Annotated in this window: 20 protein-coding genes; 6 read left to right on the forward strand and 14 right to left on the reverse strand. The window is 73.2% G+C overall.

What is annotated here, in order from left to right; translation table 11 throughout:
- Entirely contained in the window at nucleotides 1-870 is an 870-nt protein-coding gene (gene hsaD, locus AC07B0_RS25910; protein WP_478899022.1) for a 4,5:9,10-diseco-3-hydroxy-5,9,17-trioxoandrosta-1(10),2-diene-4-oate hydrolase, read from the reverse strand.
- Nucleotides 867-2,036 carry a 3-hydroxy-9,10-secoandrosta-1,3,5(10)-triene-9,17-dione monooxygenase oxygenase subunit gene (gene hsaA, locus AC07B0_RS25915; protein WP_478899023.1) on the reverse strand — a complete coding sequence of 390 codons (1,170 nt, stop codon included), beginning with the start codon at nucleotides 2,034-2,036 and terminating at the stop codon, nucleotides 867-869. The genes hsaD and hsaA overlap by 4 nt, the downstream gene beginning before the upstream one ends.
- 282 nt (nucleotides 2,037-2,318) lie before the next feature.
- Between hsaA and AC07B0_RS25920 the strand changes: the two genes are divergently transcribed.
- Nucleotides 2,319-3,188: an IclR family transcriptional regulator gene (locus AC07B0_RS25920; RefSeq protein ID WP_356880053.1), complete on the forward strand. Its 870-nt coding sequence runs from the start codon at nucleotides 2,319-2,321 to the stop codon at nucleotides 3,186-3,188.
- Between the two features lie 146 nt (nucleotides 3,189-3,334).
- Here the strand turns inward: AC07B0_RS25920 and AC07B0_RS25925 are convergent, their stop codons facing one another.
- The 10 genes from AC07B0_RS25925 to AC07B0_RS25970 all read right to left on the reverse strand — a co-directional run bounded on the left by AC07B0_RS25925 (nucleotide 3,335) and on the right by AC07B0_RS25970 (nucleotide 12,192).
- Nucleotides 3,335-4,405, reverse strand: a complete 1,071-nt coding sequence (locus AC07B0_RS25925) for a 2Fe-2S iron-sulfur cluster-binding protein (RefSeq protein ID WP_478899024.1) — start codon at nucleotides 4,403-4,405, stop codon at nucleotides 3,335-3,337.
- Nucleotides 4,398-4,628 carry a hypothetical protein gene (locus AC07B0_RS25930; RefSeq protein ID WP_356880057.1) on the reverse strand — a complete coding sequence of 77 codons (231 nt, stop codon included), beginning with the start codon at nucleotides 4,626-4,628 and terminating at the stop codon, nucleotides 4,398-4,400. Before AC07B0_RS25930 ends, AC07B0_RS25925 begins: the two co-directional genes overlap by 8 nt.
- Nucleotides 4,628-5,773: a 3-ketosteroid-9-alpha-monooxygenase, oxygenase component gene (locus AC07B0_RS25935; RefSeq protein ID WP_478899025.1), complete on the reverse strand. Its 1,146-nt coding sequence runs from the start codon at nucleotides 5,771-5,773 to the stop codon at nucleotides 4,628-4,630. Before AC07B0_RS25935 ends, AC07B0_RS25930 begins: the two co-directional genes overlap by 1 nt.
- 72 nt (nucleotides 5,774-5,845) lie before the next feature.
- Nucleotides 5,846-6,895, reverse strand: a complete 1,050-nt coding sequence (gene dmpG, locus AC07B0_RS25940) for a 4-hydroxy-2-oxovalerate aldolase (protein WP_356884296.1) — start codon at nucleotides 6,893-6,895, stop codon at nucleotides 5,846-5,848.
- Nucleotides 6,892-7,785, reverse strand: coding sequence for an acetaldehyde dehydrogenase (acetylating) (locus AC07B0_RS25945; RefSeq protein ID WP_469380133.1), 894 nt, complete (start codon nucleotides 7,783-7,785; stop codon nucleotides 6,892-6,894). Before AC07B0_RS25945 ends, dmpG begins: the two co-directional genes overlap by 4 nt.
- 20 nt (nucleotides 7,786-7,805) lie before the next feature.
- Entirely contained in the window at nucleotides 7,806-8,591 is a 786-nt protein-coding gene (locus AC07B0_RS25950) for a 2-keto-4-pentenoate hydratase (protein WP_469380132.1), read from the reverse strand.
- Nucleotides 8,592-8,852: 261 nt separating this feature from the next.
- On the reverse strand, nucleotides 8,853-9,512 hold the full coding sequence (locus AC07B0_RS25955) for a DUF4360 domain-containing protein (RefSeq protein WP_356882748.1): 660 nt from the start codon (nucleotides 9,510-9,512) through the stop codon (nucleotides 8,853-8,855).
- 61 nt (nucleotides 9,513-9,573) lie between these two features.
- Nucleotides 9,574-10,221, reverse strand: a complete 648-nt coding sequence (locus tag AC07B0_RS25960) for a DUF4360 domain-containing protein (protein ID WP_356882675.1) — start codon at nucleotides 10,219-10,221, stop codon at nucleotides 9,574-9,576.
- Between the two features lie 296 nt (nucleotides 10,222-10,517).
- On the reverse strand, nucleotides 10,518-11,426 hold the full coding sequence (locus AC07B0_RS25965; protein ID WP_356882677.1) for an SDR family oxidoreductase: 909 nt from the start codon (nucleotides 11,424-11,426) through the stop codon (nucleotides 10,518-10,520).
- A 1-nt stretch (nucleotide 11,427) separates the two neighbouring features.
- Nucleotides 11,428-12,192: an SDR family oxidoreductase gene (locus AC07B0_RS25970; protein WP_469380129.1), complete on the reverse strand. Its 765-nt coding sequence runs from the start codon at nucleotides 12,190-12,192 to the stop codon at nucleotides 11,428-11,430.
- 56 nt (nucleotides 12,193-12,248) lie between these two features.
- Between AC07B0_RS25970 and AC07B0_RS25975 the strand changes: the two genes are divergently transcribed.
- From AC07B0_RS25975 to AC07B0_RS25995, 5 genes are read left to right on the forward strand one after another with little or no spacing between them, the layout of a single operon-like run.
- Entirely contained in the window at nucleotides 12,249-12,998 is a 750-nt protein-coding gene (locus AC07B0_RS25975; RefSeq protein WP_356882681.1) for an enoyl-CoA hydratase family protein, read from the forward strand.
- Entirely contained in the window at nucleotides 12,995-13,846 is an 852-nt protein-coding gene (locus tag AC07B0_RS25980; RefSeq protein WP_356882683.1) for a CoA transferase subunit A, read from the forward strand. Before AC07B0_RS25975 ends, AC07B0_RS25980 begins: the two co-directional genes overlap by 4 nt.
- Nucleotides 13,843-14,586, forward strand: coding sequence for a CoA-transferase subunit beta (locus tag AC07B0_RS25985; protein ID WP_469380126.1), 744 nt, complete (start codon nucleotides 13,843-13,845; stop codon nucleotides 14,584-14,586). The genes AC07B0_RS25980 and AC07B0_RS25985 overlap by 4 nt, the downstream gene beginning before the upstream one ends.
- 4 nt (nucleotides 14,587-14,590) lie before the next feature.
- Nucleotides 14,591-15,676: an NAD(P)H-dependent flavin oxidoreductase gene (locus AC07B0_RS25990; RefSeq protein WP_469380125.1), complete on the forward strand. Its 1,086-nt coding sequence runs from the start codon at nucleotides 14,591-14,593 to the stop codon at nucleotides 15,674-15,676.
- Nucleotides 15,677-15,706: 30 nt separating this feature from the next.
- Entirely contained in the window at nucleotides 15,707-16,648 is a 942-nt protein-coding gene (locus AC07B0_RS25995) for a tyrosine-protein phosphatase (RefSeq protein WP_356882689.1), read from the forward strand.
- An 83-nt stretch (nucleotides 16,649-16,731) separates the two neighbouring features.
- On the opposite strand, the gene AC07B0_RS26000 is transcribed toward AC07B0_RS25995, so the two are convergent.
- Nucleotides 16,732-18,420 (reverse strand): DEAD/DEAH box helicase, encoded by a 1,689-nt coding sequence (locus tag AC07B0_RS26000; protein ID WP_469380123.1) that lies wholly within the window; start codon nucleotides 18,418-18,420, stop codon nucleotides 16,732-16,734.
- A 153-nt stretch (nucleotides 18,421-18,573) separates the two neighbouring features.
- Complete coding sequence (locus AC07B0_RS26005; RefSeq protein ID WP_052872633.1) at nucleotides 18,574-18,777, reverse strand: cold-shock protein; 204 nt, start codon at nucleotides 18,775-18,777, stop codon at nucleotides 18,574-18,576.
- Nucleotides 18,778-18,915: the final 138 nt, after the last annotated feature.

Genomic DNA, 18,915 nt, shown 5'->3' on the forward strand with positions numbered 1-18,915 from the left:
CTAGTGGAGGAAGAAGTCGGTGGCGAGGCGGTTGAACTCGGCGGCGGCCTCGGTCTGGGCCCAGTGGCCGCAGCGCGGGAAGACGTGGAGGCGGGCGTCGGGAATGGCCTTGAGCGCGAGGAAGGCGCCGTCGACGGGGTTGACCCGGTCCTCGCGGCCCCAGGTGAGCAGCACCGGGCAGGTGATGCGGTGGGCCTCGCGCCAGAGCATGGACTCCTCGGGCCAGCGGGCGAAGGCGGCGGCCATCCGGGCGTTGCCGAGCCGGGCGTCGGGGTCGGTGGCCCCGGCGTGGCGCTCCTCGACGAGGGCGTCGGTGACGAGGGCCGGGTCGTGGACGAGGGTGGTGAGGAAGGTGCGCATCCGCTCGCGGGTGGGCTCGGGGTCGAGGCTGAACTCGAAGAGCCGCTTGATGCCCTCGGTGGGGTCGGCGGAGAACAGGTTCAGGGAGATGCCGCCGGGGCCCATCAGGAGCAGCTTCGCGACGCGGCCGGGGTGGTCGAGGGCGATCCGGGTGGCGGTGCCGCCGCCGAGGGAGTTGCCGATGAAGTGGGCGCGTTCGATGCCGAGTTCGTCCATGAGGGCGACGACGGCGCGGGCGCTGAAGGTGAAGTAGTCGCGGTCGGGTTCGGGTTTGGCGGAGCGGCCGTAGCAGGGCAGGTCGACCAGGAGGGTGCGGAAGCGGGCGGCGAAGTGGGGCAGGTTGGCGCCGAAGTTGGACCAGCCGCAGGCGCCGGGGCCGCCGCCGTGCAGCATGATCACGACGGGTGCGGTGGCGGGGCCCGCCTCGTGGTGGTGGAGGGTGAGGCCGGCGGCCCGCGTGGTCCGGGAGGTGTTCTCGTAGGTGGGGTTCACGGCGTCGGTTCCCGTCACAGCATGGTGTCCTGGATGTCGAGGCCGAGGGCGCCCTGGCCGAAGAGGACCAGTGCCCGCTCGGGGTCGTTGGCGGCGTGGCCGCGGCCGGTGTGGACGTCGCGCCAGGCCCGCTGGAGGGGGTTGGCGCCGGTGCGCAGGGCGCCGCCCCCGGCGTTCTCCATGAGGAGGTCGACGGCGGCGACGCAGCGTTCGGTGGCGAGGACCTGGTCGCGGCGGGCCCTGGTGCGCAGGGTCAGCGGGAGGGGTTCGCCCCGTTCGGCGAGGGCGTACAAGTCGCCGATGTTGCGCTGGAGCTGGAGCCAGGAGGCGTCGATGTCACTGGCGGCGCGGGCGATGCGGACCTGGGCGAAGGGGTCCTCGGCGACGTGCTGGCCGTAGGAGATCCGGAAGCGGTCGCGGGTGGCGGCCACGTGGTCCTCGTAGGCGCCTTCGGCGATGCCGACGATCGGGGCGGAGATGGTGGTGGTGAAGACGGCGGCGTACGGGAGCCGGTAGAGGGGCTCGGGGTTGACGGCGTGGCCGGGGACGTCGAGGGCGGTGACGGGGCCGAAGCTGAGGGCGCGGTGCCCGGGGACGAACACCTCCTCGACGACGATGTCGTTGGAGCCGGATCCGCGCAGGCCGACGGTGTCCCAGACCTCGTCGACGCGGTACTGGGTACGGGGGACGAGGAAGGTCCGCATGTCGACGGGCCGGCCCTCGGCGTCGGTGACGAGCGCGCCGAGCAGGGCCCAGTCGGCGTGGTCGCAGCCGGAGGAGAAGTGCCAGCGGCCGCTGAGGGTGAAGCCTCCGGCGACGGGGGCGACCTTGCCGGTGGGGGCGTACGAGGAGCAGATGCGGGTGTCGCGGTCCTCGCCCCAGACCTCGTCCTGGGCGCGGGGGTCGTAGAGCGCGACGTGCCAGGGGTGGACGCCGGTCACGGAGGCGACCCAGCCGGTGGAGCCGCAGGCTTTGGCGATCTCCTTGACGGCGGCGTAGAAGACGCCGGGGTGTGCGGCGCGGCCACCGTGGGCGCGGGGCTGGAGCAGGCGGAAGAAGCCGGCTTCGGTCAGCTCCTTGACGCTCTCCTCGGGGACCTTGCGCCGCTCCTCCGCCTCGCAGGCGCGGGCGCGCAGGGCCGGGGCGAGGGCGCGGACGGCGTCGAGGACGTCTTCGTCGCTCATGGTGTCCCTTTCTCGGGGCGTTGCCGGGGTGGTCGGGTGCCGGGGTGGTCGGGTGCCGGGGTGCGGTGAACGTACGCCGGGGGGTCCGGGGCGCGGAACGGGGTGTTCCCGCTGAGTGGGAAGCCGCCCGCGGAGCGCCCCGCACCCGCCTTTCCACCGATCAGGAGTATTACTGAATGAAATACATGGTTCCGGGTCCTTCCCCCCGCCCGGGCCCGCGTGGCAGGGTCGCCCCAACGCCTCCCCAACGCCTCCCCAAACGCCTCGCCCAGGGGGTTCCTCGTGCTCGATCAGGCCATGGAGACCGGGCCCGTACCGCTCTCGCTGCTGGAGAAGGCCGCCAAGGTCCTGGGTGCCTTCGAGGGCGCGCAGCCGCGGCTCTCGCTGACGGAAGTGGTGCGCCGCTCCGGGATCCCGCGCTCCTCCGCCCACCGGATCCTCGACCAGCTGGTGCGGTTGCGCTGGCTGGACCGGGACGGCCGGGACTACCGGATGGGCATGCGGATGCTGGAGCTGGGCGCGCTCGCCGCCCACCACAACCGGCTGCGCCGGGCGGCCCTGCCGCTGCTGCACGCGCTGCACGAGCAGACGGGGCAGCTGGTGCACCTCTCGGTGCTGGACGGGGCGGAAGTGGTCTGTCTGGAGCGGATCGGCGGCTCGGAGGCCACCGGCGTGCCCTCCCGGGTCGGCGGCCGGATGCCCGCGTACTCCACGGCCGCGGGCAAGGCGATCCTCGCCTTCGGCGACCAGGAGGGCGTCGAGCGGGTCCTGGCCCGGGGGCTGCGCCCGCGCACAGCCCGGACGCTGGTGCGCCCGGCCGCGCTGCGGGCGGAGCTGGCGGCGACCCGCGAACGCGGGACCGCCTACGACCGGGAGGAGAGCTTCCGCGGGATCTGCTGCGTGGCCGCGCCGCTGCGGGGCGCGGGGCGGGCGGTCGCCGCCGTGTCGGTCTCCTCCTGCCGGGGCGAGCGCGAACTGGCCCGGCTGGCGCCGGCGGTCCTGACGTGCGCGCGGGCCGTGTGGCGGGAACTGTACGGGCCGGGCAGGGCGGGCCGTTCGGCGGCCGCGCCGCCCCCGGAGCAGCGGCCGGCGGTCTCGGCGCGGGCGATGGACAACATGATGGGCTGGCTGCGGTTCAGCGAGTGGATGTAGCGGGTACAGATACCCCATCGCACACGTGCCGGGCCCGACCCCTCGCCAGGGGGCCGGGCCCGGCCCCTTTCGGTCGCGGGCCCGGGCGCGGGTTCGGGGCTCGGGTTCGGGTCCGGTTCGGGTTCGGGTTCGGGTTCGGGTTCGGTTCAGTCGTAGGTGACCCGGACCCGGTCGGTCCGCGGGAGGGCCTGGCAGGCCAGGACGTAGCCGTCGGCGAGGTCCTCGCCGTCCAGGACCTCGTTGCGGGTCATCGTGACCTCGCCCTCGACGACCCGGCAGCAGCAGGCGGCGCAGGCGCCCTCCCGGCAGGAGTACGGGGCTTCGACGCCGGCCGCGAGGAGGGCGTCGAGGAGCGTGGTCCGGCGCGGCCAGGGCGCGGTACGGGTGCTCCCGTCGAGTTCCGCCACGGCGACCGCGTCGTCACCGGCCCCCGGGGAGGGCTTCGCGGGGGCGGACGCGTCGGCGAACACGTCGGCGCCGAGGGAGAAGTAGCGCTCGCGGCGGATGCGGGTTCCGGGGGTCCCGGCCGCCCGCAGGGCGGCCTCGGCGGCGTCCATGAGCGGGCCGGGGCCGCACAGCCAGGCCTCGCGGCCGGAGTACGGGGCGACGAGCTCGCCGAGCCGCCCGGCGGTCGGCAGGCCCCGCAGGCTCTCCAGCCAGTGCACGACGGTGAGCCGCTCCGGGTGCCGTGCGGCCAGCCGCTCCAGCTCGTCCCGGAAGATCACCGACGCGGAGTCGCGGTTGGCGTACAGCAGGGCGGTGCGGCCCCGCCCGGCGGCGAGGGCCGACTTGGCCAGGGAGAGTACGGGGGTGATGCCGCTGCCGCCCGCGACGAGCAGCAGGTCCCGGTCCAGGCCGTCCGGGCCGGGGGTGAAGGTACCGGCGGGCGGCAGGACCTCCAGTTCGTCGCCCGGGGCCACGGTGTCGCAGACCCAGGTGGATCCGGGTCCGCCGGGGACCTTCTTGACGGTGATCCGCATCGGCTCGCCGGTGTGCGGGGAGCTGGCCAGCGAGTAGCAGCGGGCCGCCCCGCCGGGTATCCGGAGGGTGAGGAACTGTCCGGGTTCGTAGGGGAGTTCGGGGTCCAGGAGGAGGGAGACCGCGTCCGGGGTCTCCTGGATCCGCTCCAGCACGCGGACCCGCAGCGGCCCGGCGGCCCCGGGGACGCGGGCGGGAGCGGGAGCAGCGACCGGTGCCGGTGCCGGGTTCTCACGCATCGGCGGGCACCTCCAGCCGGCCCTCCCGGACGGCCTCCTCGATGCCGGCGCGCAGCGCCGGGCAGGAGCGGACGCGGGCGCTGAGTTCCCCCGCGGCGACCCGGGCCGCGATGCGCGGGCACACCTGCGCCGCCCGGCCGGTCCACTGCACCTGGGTGTGGGCGGGGCTGAACTTCTCGCACAGCACCTCGGTGCCGCATTCCCCGCAGGTGACGGGGGTCATCACGCGCCGCCCGGGGAGACGGCGCGGCGGGCGAGGTTCTCGGCCACCTCCGCCTTCCAGGCGGCGGTGGCGCGGGTGGTGTCGATCTCGTACTCGAAGCGGCGGACCATCTCGTCCCTGACGTCGGCGGCGTCGACGTAGAACTGCTCGTACCAGCGGCGGAGCTGGTAGACGGGGCCGTCCTCCTCGGTGAGGAGGGGGTTGTCGATGCGGGTCTTGTTCTTCCAGATCTCCACGTCCTGCTCGAAGCCGACGGCGAGGCCCTCGGCGGTGAGGCGGGCCGCCTCGGCGGCCTGTTCGTCGCTCATGCCGGGAAGCTTCTTCACCGTCGCCCCGTACATGAGGACGAAGCTGTTCTCGTCGACCGGGTAGTGGCAGTTGATCAGTACGGATTCCATCTCCAGGCCGCCGCCGACGTCGCTCCACAGCCGGTCGATCATGTACGAGGGGCCGTGGTAGGAGGCGTCGGAGCGCAGGCCGCCGCCAGTGGAGAGGGTGCCGAGGTCGACGTCGCCGCGCGGGGTGGACTCCATGTACTGGGTGGCCACGTGTCCGTCGAAGACGTTCTTGAAGTAGTGCGGGAAGGCGTAGTGCACGTAGTAGAAGTGCGCCATGTCCACGATGTTGTCGACGATCTCCCGGCAGTTGGCGTTCTCCACGCGCAGGGAGTTCCAGCTCCAGTCGCTCCAGTCGGCGCTGCCGTGGCCCTCGATCTCGGGGATGGTGACGTCCGGGGGCGGCGGGCTGCCCTCCGGGTCGTGCCACACGTAGAGCTGGCCGTTGCGTTCGAGGGTGGTCCAGGCGCGGGTCCGGGCGCGCGGCGGGACGCGGCGGGCGTAGGGGACGTCGGCGCAGCGGCCGTTGCCGGACCAGCGCCAGTCGTGGAAGGGGCAGGCGACGGTGTCGCCCTTGACGCTGCCGTGCGCCAGGTTGCCGCCCATGTGGGGGCAGTAGGCGTTCAGGACGCCGAGCTCGCCGTTGTCCGCGCCCCGGAAGACGACGAGGCGGGTCCCGAAGGCCTCGACCTCGTGGGGTCTGCCGTCCTTGAAGGGGGCGGCGAGGCCGAGGCAGTGCCAGCCGCGGGCGAACCGGGTGGGCACGGCCGCCGCCTCGATGACGCGGGGTCCTTCGTCGGTCGGGGCCATGGGGCCCTCCACTTCTTCGTGGTGTGCTGCGGAAGGGCGTACCAGTGCCGGTGGACCTTTTCGGTCACGGCACTAGGCGGGTGGGGCGGAGGCGGCCCGGGCCTCGGCGGCGAGTTCCAGGGCGATGTCGATGAGCTGGTCCTCCTGGCCGCCGACGAGGCGGCGTTCGCCCGCGCGCAGCAGGATCCGCGCGCCGGAGACCCCGTAGCGTTCCGCCTGCCGGTAGGCGTGCACGAGGAAGCTGGAGTAGACGCCGGCGTGGCCCATGAGCAGGGACATGCGGTCGAGGCGGCACTCCTCGTCCATGACGGGCCGCACCACGTCCTCGGCGGCGTCGATGATCGCGAGGACGTCGATGCCGGTGCGGATGCCCATCTTCTGGCAGACGGCGGCGAAGGCCTCGACGGGGGTGTTTCCGGCTCCGGCGCCCAGGCGCCGGGTCGAGCCGTCGATCTGGAGGGCTCCGGCGCGTACGGCGGCGACCGAGTTGCCGACGCCGAGTCCGAGGTTCTCGTGGCCGTGGAAGCCGACCTGGGCGTCGGAGCCCAGCTCGGCGACCAGGGCCGCGACCCGGTCGGTGACCTGGTCCATGACGAGGGCGCCCGCGGAGTCGACGACGTACACGCACTGGCAGCCGGCGTCGGCCATGATCCGGGCCTGGCGGGCGAGGTTCTCGGGGCTGGTGGAGTGGGCCATCATCAGGAAGCCGACGGTCTCCAGGCCCATGGCGCGGGCGAGGCCGAAGTGCTGGACGGAGATGTCGGCCTCGGTGCAGTGGGTGGCGATGCGGCAGATCCGGCCGCCGCTCGCGTGGGCGGCGCGGATGTCGTCCTTCACGCCGAGTCCGGGCAGCATCAGGAAGGCGATCTTCGCGGTGCGGGCGGTGTCGGCGGCGGCCTTGATGAGTTCCTGCTCGGGGGTGCGGGAGAAGCCGTAGTTGAAGGAGGATCCGCCGAGTCCGTCGCCGTGCGCGACCTCGATGACGGGGACTCCCGCGGCGTCGAGCGCGGCGACGACCGAGGTGACGTCCTCGACGGTGAACCGGTGCCGTTTGGCGTGCGAGCCGTCCCGTAGGGAGGAGTCGGTGATCCGGATGTCGAGGGTGTCGGAGTGGGCGGTCACTTCAGCAGCTCCTTGGCGAACTCCTCGCCGACCTTGGTGGCGGCGGCGGTCATGATGTCGAGGTTCCCGGCGTACGGCGGCAGGTAGTCGCCCGCGCCCTCCACCTCCAGGAAGACCGCGACGCGGGCGGCGCCGCCGGTCGCCTCGGAGGGTTCGTCGAACTGCGGCTCGGTGCGCAGCCGGTAGCCGGGGACGTACGAGGCCACCTCGCGCACCACCTGGTGGATCGAGGCGGCGACGGCCGCGCGGTCCGCGTCCGGCGGGATCGCGCAGAAGACGGTGTCGCGCATCGTCACCGGCGGTTCGGCCGGGTTGAGGATGATGACGGCCTTGCCGCGGGCGGCGCCGCCGATGTCCTCGATGCCGCGGGCGGTGGTGCGGGTGAACTCGTCGATGTTGGCGCGGGTTCCGGGGCCGGCGGAGACGGAGGCCACCGAGGCGACGATCTCGGCGTAGGCGACGGGCACCACGCGGGAGACGGCGTACACCATGGGGATGGTGGCCTGTCCGCCGCAGGTGATCATGTTGACGTTGGTCCGGTCGAGGTGGGCGGTCAGGTTGGCGGGCGGGACCACGGCGGGGCCGACGGCCGCGGGGGTGAGGTCGACGGCCTTGATGCCGAGCTCGGCGTAGCGCGGGGCGTTGGCCCGGTGCACGGAGGCGGAGGTGGCCTCGAAGACCAGGTCGGGCAGTTCGCCGCGGGCCAGGAGCCAGTCGACGCCCTCGTGGGAGGTGTCGAGCCCGGCGCGGCGGGCGCGGGCGAGGCCTTCGCTGGCGGGGTCCACGCCGATCATCCAGCGGGGCTCGATGTGCGGGGAGCGGCGCAGCTTGTGGAGCAGGTCGGTCCCGATGTTGCCGGAGCCGACGACGGCTGCGGTGGCTTTCTTCATGCGGTACTCCCGTACGGGCCTCAGGTGAAGGAGAGGGACACCGGGCCGAGCCCGGTGAAGTCGGCGGTGTAGGTCCGTCCGGGGCGCACGTCCACGGCGCGGGTGCACGAACCGGGCAGGATCAGGTGGCCCTTGCGGAGCGGGACGCCGAAGCGGGCGACGGTGCGGGCCAGCCAGGCGACGGCGGTGGCGGGGTCGCCGAGGACGGCGTCGGCGCGGCCCTCGGCGAGGGTTTCGCCGTCGGCGGCGACCCGGACTTCGACGGTCTTCGGGTCGAGCGAGCGGGGGTCGCGGCCCTCGCCGATGACGTAGCCGGCGGAGGAGGCGTTGTCGGCGATGGTGTCGGCGATGGTGATGCGCCAGTCGGCGATGCGGCTGTCGATCAGTTCCAGCGCGGGGACGACGCGTTCGGTGGCGGCCAGGACGTCGGCCTCGGTGCAGCCCTCGCCCGGCAGGTCGGCGCCGAGGACGAAGCCGACCTCGGCCTCGATCCGGGGCGCGCAGTACGCGGCGGCCCGGACGGGGGTGCCGGGGCGCAGTTCCATCGTGTCGAGCAGGTGGCCGTAGTCGGGTTCGCCGACGCCCATCATGGCCTGCATGACGGGCGAGGAGAGCCCGACCTTGTGTCCGGTGACGCGGGCGCCCGCGGTGCCGGTGCGGTGGCGGACGTTGATCAGCTGGATCTCGTACGCGTCCTGTGCGTCGATCCCCTCGAAGAGCTCGGTCAGCGGCCGTACGGGGGCCCGGTGGCGTTCCGCCGCGCGCAGCAGCCGGGCGGCCTCGCGCCGGCGCCGGTCGTCGATCATGGGGCCTCCCGGCCGCGGTGGTGTGTGGTGCGGCAGACGGTAGGCGGGCGGCGGGCCCGGGCGGGAGGTCACGTTCCCGCTGAGCGGGAAAACAGGTGGGGTCCCGCTGAGCGGGAAAAGGGGCGGGGTGCCGCCGAGCGGGAAAGGGGTGGGTCCTGCCGGGCGGGACCGGCCGGGGCGCCGGGGGCAGTGCGCGGCGGGGGGCGGGGCCGCCCCGGCCCCGCCCCCCGCCTCACCTCGCTCCGGCCGTGACGGCGGGCCCTATCGGGGAGGGCACACCGCCCAGGCGAGGTGGTAGAGGGTGTTGACGCTGGCGTCGGTGGAGTCCATCGCCATGAAGCTGGTCGCGGTCTGCGGGTTGGACGTGCCCGCATTCACGCGCAGTTCGGTATTGATGTTGAAATTGCGTTTTTCCCCGCAGGGGGCCCATACCAGGTCGGCGTATTCCGTTTTGTCGGTCGCCTGCCAGTTGTCGTTGAACGGCCCGTTGAACTGATGGGTCCGCTGGGATGTCTGGGGCATTCCCTGGAAGTAGTAGTTCGCCCTTTCCTGGCCCCACGCGCCGGGCTGGAGGAATGCGAATCCGCGGTAGTCCGCCTGGACGATCGCGTAGGTGAAGCCGTTGGGCACGTGGACGCGCAGGTTCAGCTGACAGTTCTTGCGGAAGGCCGTCGGCGGGGCGCCGGGGCCGACCTGGGCGAGGTACTCGCTGTACGTGACGGTGAAGGCGGTGTTGTCCGGGGCGACGGCGACTTCGGCCGTGCCCTCGCGGCAGCCGGATCCGTTCACGGTGGCGAGTTCGATGACGATCTTGTCGGGCGGTGCCGTGATCGGGCCGGGTACGGGGCCGGCGGCGCCGGCCGGTGTCGCCGTGGCGATCAGGGCGGCGACCGCGCCGCCGGCGAGCAGGGTGCGGGACAGCGAGGGGGTCATCGTTGTCACTCCTGACCTTGAGTCGGGGGTTTGCCGTTCTCGCGCCGGGTCAGGCCGCGGTGCATTCCTTCCACTCGAAGTGGTAGACCGTGCTGACGCTGCCGTCGGTGGAGTCCATGCTCATGAAGCTCAGGGCCTGCGGGTTCGACGTCCCGGGGTAGACGCGCAGTTCGGTGTTGACGTTGAGGTTGCGTTCCTCGCCGCAGGGCGCCCAGACCAGGTCGGCGTACTCGGTGCGGTCGCTCGCCTGCCAGTTGTCGCTGAAGGGGCCGTTGAACTGGTGGGTGGTGCGGGCGGTCTGGGCCTGGCCCTGGAAGTAGTAGTTCGCGCGCTCCTGGCCGTAGGCGCCGCGCTGGAGGTGCGCGAAGCCGCGGTAGTCGGCGCGGGCGATGGCGTACGTGAACCCCTGGGGCACGTGGATCCGCAGGGCGAGCTGACAGTTCTTGCGGAACTCGGTGCCGCCGGAGCCGGCGCCCGACTGGGCGAGGTAGTTGCTGTACGTGACGGTGAAGGCGGTGTTGTCGGAGGCGGCGGCGACGTCCGCGGTGCCCTGCGGGCAGCCCGAGCCGTTCACTCCGACGACGTCGACGGTGATTCTGCCGGGCGGCGGTGTCTCCGGGGAGTCGGCTTGAACGGGTACGGCCACGGCCGCGAGGGCCAGGGCCGCCGCGCCGACGCTGAGTCTGCGGAGCTGCATTCTCTTTTCTCCATCCGGTCGGACTTCCACGGGAATTCGGCGTGGACATGCCACCACAACGGTGAGGGGACTGGGAAGGACCCGATATGGCCAACGGTCCGCGTCCGCATTTCCTGGCCGGATTCCGCGAGGGCCGAAAGGCCCGCCGCACCCCGCCCATCAGCCCCGCCGCCCCGCACCGGCGGAACAGGGAGGGGCGGGCCCGGCGCCGAAGATGTCCAGAAGCACGCAGCGGGGGCACGGCCCCCACCGGACCGTGCCCCCGCCGCTCGCCGCCGCTCTCGCCGCCGGCCCCGCTACGACGCCCCGTACACCGGCTGCGGCGGCTCGGAGGCGGCCAGGAGTTTCGCCGCCGCCTCCCCCGCCTCGGCCGGGGTCCAGCGGGCGCCGCGGTCCGCCGTGGGGCCGGGGCGCCAGCCCTCCATCACCGTGATCCGGCCGCCCTCGGTCTCGAAGACCCGGCCCGTGACCCCGGCCGAGGCGTCGGAGCCCAGCCACACCACCAGCGGGGACACGTTCTCGGGGGCCATCGCGTCGAAGGCCCCGGCGGCGGGGGCGGCCATCTCCCGGGCGAAGGTCCGCTCGGTCATCCGGGTCCGGGCGGCGGGCGCGATCGCGTTGACCTGGACCCCGTACCGGCCCATCTCGGCCGCCGCGACCAGGGTCATGCCGAGGATGCCCGCCTTGGCCGCGCTGTAGTTGCCCTGACCCACCGAGCCGAGCAGTCCGGCGCCGGACGAGGTGTTGACCACCCGCGCCGCGACCGGCCGGCCGGCTTTCGCCTCCGCCCGCCACCAGGCGGCGGCGTGCCTGAGCGGCAGGAAGTGGCCCTTGAGGTGGACCCGTACGACCGCGTCCCAGTCGTCCTCGCCGAGGTTCACGAGCATCCGGTCGCGCAGGAACCCGGCGTTGTTGACGAGGGTGTCCAGCCGGCCGAAGGCGGACACCGCGCACTCCACCAGGGCGGCCGCGCCCTCGCCCGTCGCGATGTCCCCGCCGTGCGCCACCGCCTCCCCGCCGCGCTCGCGGATCTCCGCCACGACCCGTGCGGCGGGCCCGTCCGCCTCCGGCCTGCCGTCGAGCCCGACGCCCAGGTCGTTGACCACGACCCGCGCCCCTTCCGCCGCGAAGGCCAGCGCGTGGGCCCGGCCCAGCCCCCGCCCCGCGCCCGTCACGATGACCACGCGTCCGTCCGCCATGCCCATTTCAGGCCTCCTTGTTGACAGTTGCCGCATCCAAAAAAGCCGGGCGCTCCCCGCCGCCGTGCACCAGCAGGCTCGCCCCGCTCACGTACGCCGCCCGGTCCGAGGCCAGGAACACCGCCGCCTCCCCCACGTCCGAGGGCTCCGCCAGCCGCCCCAGGGGCACCGTCGCGCCGACCGCGGCGACGCCCGCCTCGTCCCCGTAGTGCAGGTGCGACAGCTCGGTCCGCACCATGCCCAGGACCAGCGAGTTGACCCGCACCTCGGGCGCCCACTCCACGGCCATCGACCGGGCCAGGTTCTCCAGGCCCGCCTTCGCCGCCCCGTAGGCCGCCGTCCCGGGCGAGGGCCGGGTGCCGCTGACGCTGCCGATCATCACGACCGAGCCGCGCGCCGCGCGCAGCCACGGGTGCGCGGCCAGCGAGGCCGTCAGCGGGGCCACCAGGTTGAGCTCGACGACCCGCGCGTGCCGTTCGGCCTCCCCCTCGCCCAGCAGCCGGTACGGGGTCCCGCCCGCGTTGTTCACCAGGCAGTCGAGCCGCCCGTACCGGTCGGCGACGGCCGCGAAGGCCTCCCGTACGGCGTCCGGGTCGCGCAGGTCGAGGGCGGTGAAGGCGGCCTGCCGGCCGCCCGCCCGCACCGGCCGCTCGGGCGGGCGCCGCGCGCAGAGCACCACCTCGGCGCCCGCCGCGAGGAACGAGCGGGCGATCCCGGCGCCGACGCCGCGGGTTCCGCCCGTGACGACCGCGACCCTCCCCTTGAGCTCCATCGGCTGCTACCTTCCTCACCTAACAAATGTTTGGTGGAAAGGTAGCTGATCCGCTCATGGGTGTCTCCACCTCCAGCCCGGACAAGGGCATCGCACTCGTCACAGTCGACTTCCCGCCCGTCAACGCGCTGCCCGTACGGGGCTGGTACGACCTCGCCGACGCCCTGCGCGCCGCCGGCCGCGACCCGGAGGTGCGCTGCGTCGTCCTGGCCGCCGGGGGGCGCGGCTTCAACGCCGGGGTCGACATCAAGGAGATGCAGCGCGACGCCGGGCACGCCTCCCTCATCGGGGCCAACCGCGGCTGCGCCGAGGCCTTCGCCGCCGTCTACGAATGCGAGGTCCCGGTCGTCGCGGCCGTGCACGGCTTCTGCCTCGGCGGCGGCATCGGCCTGGCGGGCAACGCCGACGCGATCGTCGCCTCCGACGACGCCACCTTCGGCCTGCCCGAACTGGACCGGGGCGCCCTCGGCGCCGCCACCCACCTGGCCCGCCTCGTCCCCCAGCACCTGATGCGCGCCCTCTACTACACCTCCCGCACCGCGACCGCCGCCGAACTGCACGCGCACGGCTCGGTCTGGAAGGTGGTGCCCCGGGCGGAGCTGCGGGCCGCCGCCCTGGAACTGGCGGCCGAGATCGCGAAGAAGGACGGCTACCTGATCCGGCTGGCCAAGGCCGCCATCAACGGCATCGACCCCGTGGACGTGCGCCGCAGCTACCGCTTCGAGCAGGGCTTCACCTTCGAGGCCAACCTCAGCGGCGTCGCCGACCGGGTCCGCGACACCTTCGGGAAGGAAGGGACCCCGTGACCGACAAGACGATGACCCCCGAGGAGGTGGTCGGCCGGCTGAGCAGCGGCATGACCCTCGGCATCGGCGGCTGGGGCTCCCGGCGCAAGCCGATGGCCCTGGTGAGAGCACTGCTCCGGTCCGAGGTCACCGATCTCACCGTGGTCTCCTACGGGGGCCCTGACGTGGGCCTGCTCGCCGCCGCCGGCCGGATCCGCCGGCTGGTCGCCCCCTTCGCCACCCTCGACTCCATCCCGCTGGAACCGCACTTCCGGGCCGCCCGCGAGAGCGGCGCCCTCGCCCTCACCGAGTACGACGAGGCCATGTTCATGTGGGGCCTGCACGCCGCCGCGAACCGGCTGCCCTTCCTGCCCGTCCGGGCCGGCCTCGGCTCCGACGTGATGCGGGTCAACCCCGAGCTGCGCACGGTGACCTCGCCCTACGCCGACGGCGAGGAGTTCGTCGCCGTCCCCGCCCTGCGCCTGGACGCCGCCCTGGTCCACCTCAACCGCGCGGACCGCCTCGGCAACGCCCAGTACCTGGGCCCGGACCCGTACTTCGACGACCTGTTCTGCGAGGCGGCGGACGCCGCGTACGTCTCCTGCGAACAGCTCGTGGAGACCGCCGAGCTCGCCAAGTCCGGCCCGCCGCAGTCCCTCCTCGTCAGCCGGCACGCGGTCACCGGCGTCGTGGAGACCCCGAACGGCGCGCACTTCACCTCCTGCGCCCCCGACTACGACCGCGACGAGGCCTTCCAGAAGCTCTACGCGTCCACCCCCTGGCCCGAGTTCGCCGCCCGCTTCCTCTCCGGCGCGGGCGAGCACGACTACCAGTCCGCCGTCCGGACCTGGCACGAGGAGCAGAGTTGAGCAGCGAGAGCACCCCGGCCGTCAGCCGGGCCGAGTACTGCGTGATCGCCTGCGCCGAGGCCTGGCGCGACAACGGCGAGGTCCTCGCGAGCCCGATGGGCCTGATCCCCTCGTTCGGGGCCCGGCTCGCCAAGCGGACCTTCTCCCCCGACCTGCTGCTGACCGACGGGGAGGCGATGCTGGTCGGCCTCGACGGCACGCCGGAGGGCTGGCTCCCCTACCGCCGCCACCTGACGATGGTCACGGGCGGCAAGCGGCACGTGATGATGGGCGCGAGCCAGATCGACCGGTTCGGCAACCAGAACATCTCCTGCATCGGCGACTGGGAGCGGCCGGCCCGCCAGCTCCTGGGGGTGCGGGGGGCGCCCGTCAACACCCTCAACAACCCGGTGAGCTACTGGATCCCCCGGCATTCGACCCGGGTGTTCGTCGAGCGCGTGGACATGGTGAGCGGGGTCGGCCACGACCGGGCCGAGGCGGCCGGGGTGACCCGTTTCCACCGCCTGCCCCGCGTCGTCAGCGACCTCGGCGTCTTCGACTTCGCCGGCCCGGACCGCTCGATGCGCCTGGCCTCCGTCCATCCGGGGGTGACCCTCGACCAGGTCCGCGGGGCGACCGGCTTCGAGCTCGCGGTGGACGGCGAGGTCCCGTACACGCGGGAGCCGTCGCCGCGGGAGCTGCGGCTGATCCGCGAGGTGATCGACCCCAAGGGGCTGCGCGAGCGCGAAGTGCGGGGCTGACCCGGTGGAGACGGCATTCACGAAGCTGGTCGGGGTCCGCCACCCGATCGTGCAGACGGGCATGGGCTGGGTGGCCGGGCCGCGTCTGGTGTCGGGGGCGGCGAACGCGGGGGCCCTCGGGATCCTGGCCTCGGCGACGATGACGGTGGAGCAGCTGCGGGCGGCGGTCCGGGAGGTCAGGTCCCGTACGCGGGCTCCGTTCGGGGTCAACCTGCGGGCGGACGCCGGGGACGCCGCCGAGCGGGTGGAACTGATCGTCGAAGAGGGCGTCCGGGTGGCCTCCTTCGCCCTCGCCCCTTCCCGGGAGCTGATCGCCCGGCTGAAGGACGCGGGAGTGGTCGTGATCCCCTCGGTCGGTGCGCGCCGGCACGCCGAGAAGGTCGCCGCCTGGGGCGCGGACGCTGTGATCGTGCAGGGCGGGGAGGGCGGCGGGCACACCGGGGACGTGGCGACGACGGTGCTGCTGCCACAGGTGGTCGACGCGGTGGACGTACCGGTGGTCGCGGCGGGCGGCTTCCACGACGGGCGGGGGCTGGTCGCGGCGCTCGCCTACGGGGCGGCGGGCATCGCCATGGGCACCCGGTTCCTGCTGACCTCCGACTCCACCGTCCCCGACGCCGTGAAGGCCGAGTACCTGAAGGCCACCGTCAAGGACGTCACCGTCACGACGGCCGTCGACGGGATGCCGCACCGGATGCTGCGGACGGAACTGGTCGACGCCCTGGAGCGGTCGGGCCGCGCGAGGGCGCTGGCGCGGGCGGTCCGGCACGCGGCGGGCTTCCGGAAGCTGTCGGGGCTGTCGTGGCGGGCGATGGTGCGCGACGGCCTGGCGATGAAACACGGCAAGGACCTGTCCTGGAGCCAGGTCCTGCTCGCCGCGAACACCCCCATGCTCCTCAAGGCGTCCATGGTCGAGGGCCGTACGGACCTCGGAGTCATGGCATCCGGCCAGGTCGCGGGGGTGATCGAGGATCTGCCGTCCTGCGCGGAACTCGTCGACCGCGTCATGGCCGAGGCACACACCGTGCTGGACCGCCTGTACGGACACGGCGGTCCGCACGCGCTCGGCACCCTGCCACCACCAGGGTGATCCCCCTTCTCCGTCACAGGAGTCGTCCACATGAGCCGTGCCCGAATCCGTCTGGCGATCGCGGCGGCCGCCGCCGCGCTCGCCGTCGGAACCCTGCCCGCCTCCGCGAACGCGCAGGCGGCGCCCGGTGCCGGGGTCAGCGCCCGGCACCACCAGCCGTCGTACGGGCAGCAAGCTGAAACAATTCGCCAGATCCCTCTCCAGGGCGCCGTCAACGTCCGGGACCTCGGCGGCTACCTCACCTACACCGGCGGCCGGGTCCGCCAGGGGCTGGTCTACCGCTCCGACGCCCTGAGCAAGCTGACCGCGGCGGACATCACCACCGTCGCCGGTCTCGGCCTCACGAAGGCCGTCGACTTCCGCATCCCGATGGAGGTCCAGTACGACGGCGCCGACAAGCTGCCGCCCGGCCTCTCCCCCACCGCCCGCCCGGTCAGCGACCTCGGTCTCTACGGAACCCTCGTCGGCGCGATCGGCAGCGGCGATCCGGTCAAGCAGGAACAGATGCTCGGCGGCGGCCGCGCCGAGGCCTACATGCGCGACATCTACCGCACGTTCGTGACGAGCCCCGAGAACCGGGCGCAGTTCGCGACCACCCTGCGCGAGATCGCGAACGGCGGCCAGGGCCCGCTGCTGTACCACTGCACGTCCGGCAAGGACCGTACGGGCTGGATGAGTTACGTGCTGCTGCGCGCCCTGGCCGTTCCGGAGGGGACGGCCGAGCGCGACTACCTGGCGTCGAACACCTTCCGGGGTGCCTACGACGCCCAGGTCCGCGCGGGTCTCAAGCAGTCCGGCCGGATGCAGAACCCCGACCTGCTGATCCCGCTCCAGGAGGTCCGCCAGGACTACCTGGACTCCGCGACCGCACAGATGGAGGCCGACTACGGCGACTTCTACGGCTACCTGACGCGGGGCCTCGGCCTGGACCTGCGGACGCTGGCGAAGCTCCAGAGCAAGATGGTCCGGTAGGGGCCGCGGCGGAAAACGCCACCGGGCCGGGCGGCGCGTGATGCGCTGCCCGGCCCGGTGGTACGTCGTACGCCGTCGGCGGGTCAGACCGCCCGGCGGCGGCCCTGGCCGGCGGAACCGACCCGGCTGCGCGCGGACGCCGCGGCCGCGCCACCGGAGGCGCCGCCCCCGCTGCGCCGGCCCTGACCGGCGGAGCCGGCGGCTGCGCCGCCCTGACCGCCCTGGCCGCGGCGGGCCTGGCCCGACCCGGCCGCGGGGGCCTGGCCGGACGCGCCCGAACCGGCGCCGGAGCGGCGGCCACGGCCGCCGGCCGCCGGTGCGCCGCCCGTGGCGGCACCGGTGCGCGAACCGCCGGAGCGGCGGCGCGAGCCCGAACCGGAGCCCGAACCGGAGCCGTTGCGGGGCTTCGGCGGGGTCGCCTGCGGCACCTCCAGCACCACGGGGATGCCCGAGGGCTCCTTGGCGCCGGTGAGGCGGGACAGTTCCTCGTCGGAGGACTTGATCTGCGCGGTGCGCGGGGAGATCCCGGCGTCCGACATCAGGCGGGTCATGTCCCGCTTCTGGTCGGGGAGCACGAGGGTGACCACGCTGCCGGACTCGCCGGCACGGGCGGTACGGCCGCCGCGGTGCAGGTAGTCCTTGTGGTCGGTGGGCGGGTCCACGTTGACGACGAGGTCGAGGTCGTCGATGTGGATGCCGCGCGCGGCCACGTTGGTGGCGACCAGCGCGGTGACCTCGCCCGTCTTGAACCAGTCCAGGGTGCGGTTGCGCTGCGGCTGGGAACGGCCGCCGTGCAGGCCGGAGGCGCGGACGCCGTCCGCGAGGAGCTTCTTGACCATGCGGTCGACCCCGCGCTTGGTGTCGACGAACATGATCACCCGGCCGTCGCGAGCGGCTATGCGGGTGGCCACGGCCTTCTTGTCGGTCTCGTCCATGACGTACAGGACGTGGTGCTCCATCGTGCTGACCGCGCCGGCGGACGGGTCGACGGAGAAGGCGACCGGGTCGTGCAGGAACATCTTGACGAGCTTGTCGATGTTCTTGTCGAGCGTCGCCGAGAACAGCATGGTCTGGCCCTCGGGCTCGACCTGCTTGAGCAGCGCGGTGACCTGCGGCATGAAGCCCATGTCGGTCATCTGGTCGGCCTCGTCGAGGACCGTGATGGCGACCTGCGAGAGGTCGGCGTCACCGCGGTCGATGAGGTCCTTCAGACGGCCGGGGGTGGCGACGAGGACCTCGGCGCCGCGGCGCAGGGCGCCGGACTGCCGGTTGATCGACATGCCGCCGACGACGGTGGCGATGCGCAGGTTGACGGACGTGGCGTACGGCGCGAGGGCGTCGGTGACCTGCTGCGCGAGCTCACGGGTCGGTACGAGGACCAGGGCGAGCGGCTGCTTCGGCTGCGCGCGGCGGCCGGCGGTGCGGGACAGCAGGGCCAGGCCGAAGGCCAGCGTCTTGCCGGAGCCGGTGCGGCCGCGGCCGAGCAGGTCACGGCCGACGAGGGAGTTCGGCAGCGTCGCGGCCTGGATGGGGAAGGGTTCGGTCACGCCCTGGGCGGCGAGGGTCTTCAGCAGCGCCTCGGGCATGTCCATGTCCTCGAACGCGGCGACCGGCGGCAGGGCCGGGGTCAGCGGTTCGGGCATGGTGAACTCTTGGGGCCGGGCTACGGGGGCGGACTTCTGCCGTCCCGCGCCAGCCTTCGGACGCCCCTGGGCCGCACCTCGACCCCGGGTGGGGCGGCGGCTGGGTCGTGCGGAGCTGGTGCTGGTCATGCGGAAAATGCCCTCCTGATACCGGCAGGTAAAACGCGGTCGTGCGTCGTGCCAAACACTGTCGTGCCGAACGCTGCCGTGCCGAACGCCGTCGAGACAGCAGACAAGCCGGGGCCCGCACCTCGCGGCGCGGACCCCGGCATGCTGAAGGAATTAGGCGGGAACGATGTTCTCCGCCTGGGGGCCCTTCTGGCCCTGGGTGACGTCGAAGGACACGCGCTGGCCCTCCTGGAGCTCACGGAAGCCCTGGGTGGCGATGTTCGAGTAGTGGGCGAACACGTCCGGACCGCCACCGTCCTGCTCGATGAAGCCGAAGCCCTTTTCCGAGTTGAACCACTTCACGGTGCCAAGTGCCATTTTGAATCTCCTGAATAGGCGGCAAGGGCCCCATCCGGAGACTCCGGTAAAAACAATTAAAGCGCCTGTCGGAGCATTCCCGTCAGGCGCACATAAAGTTCATGGGTACCACAACTGCAACGAGCTCTAAGCTAGCAC

This window comes from Streptomyces sp. NPDC044704, assembly GCF_056433525.1.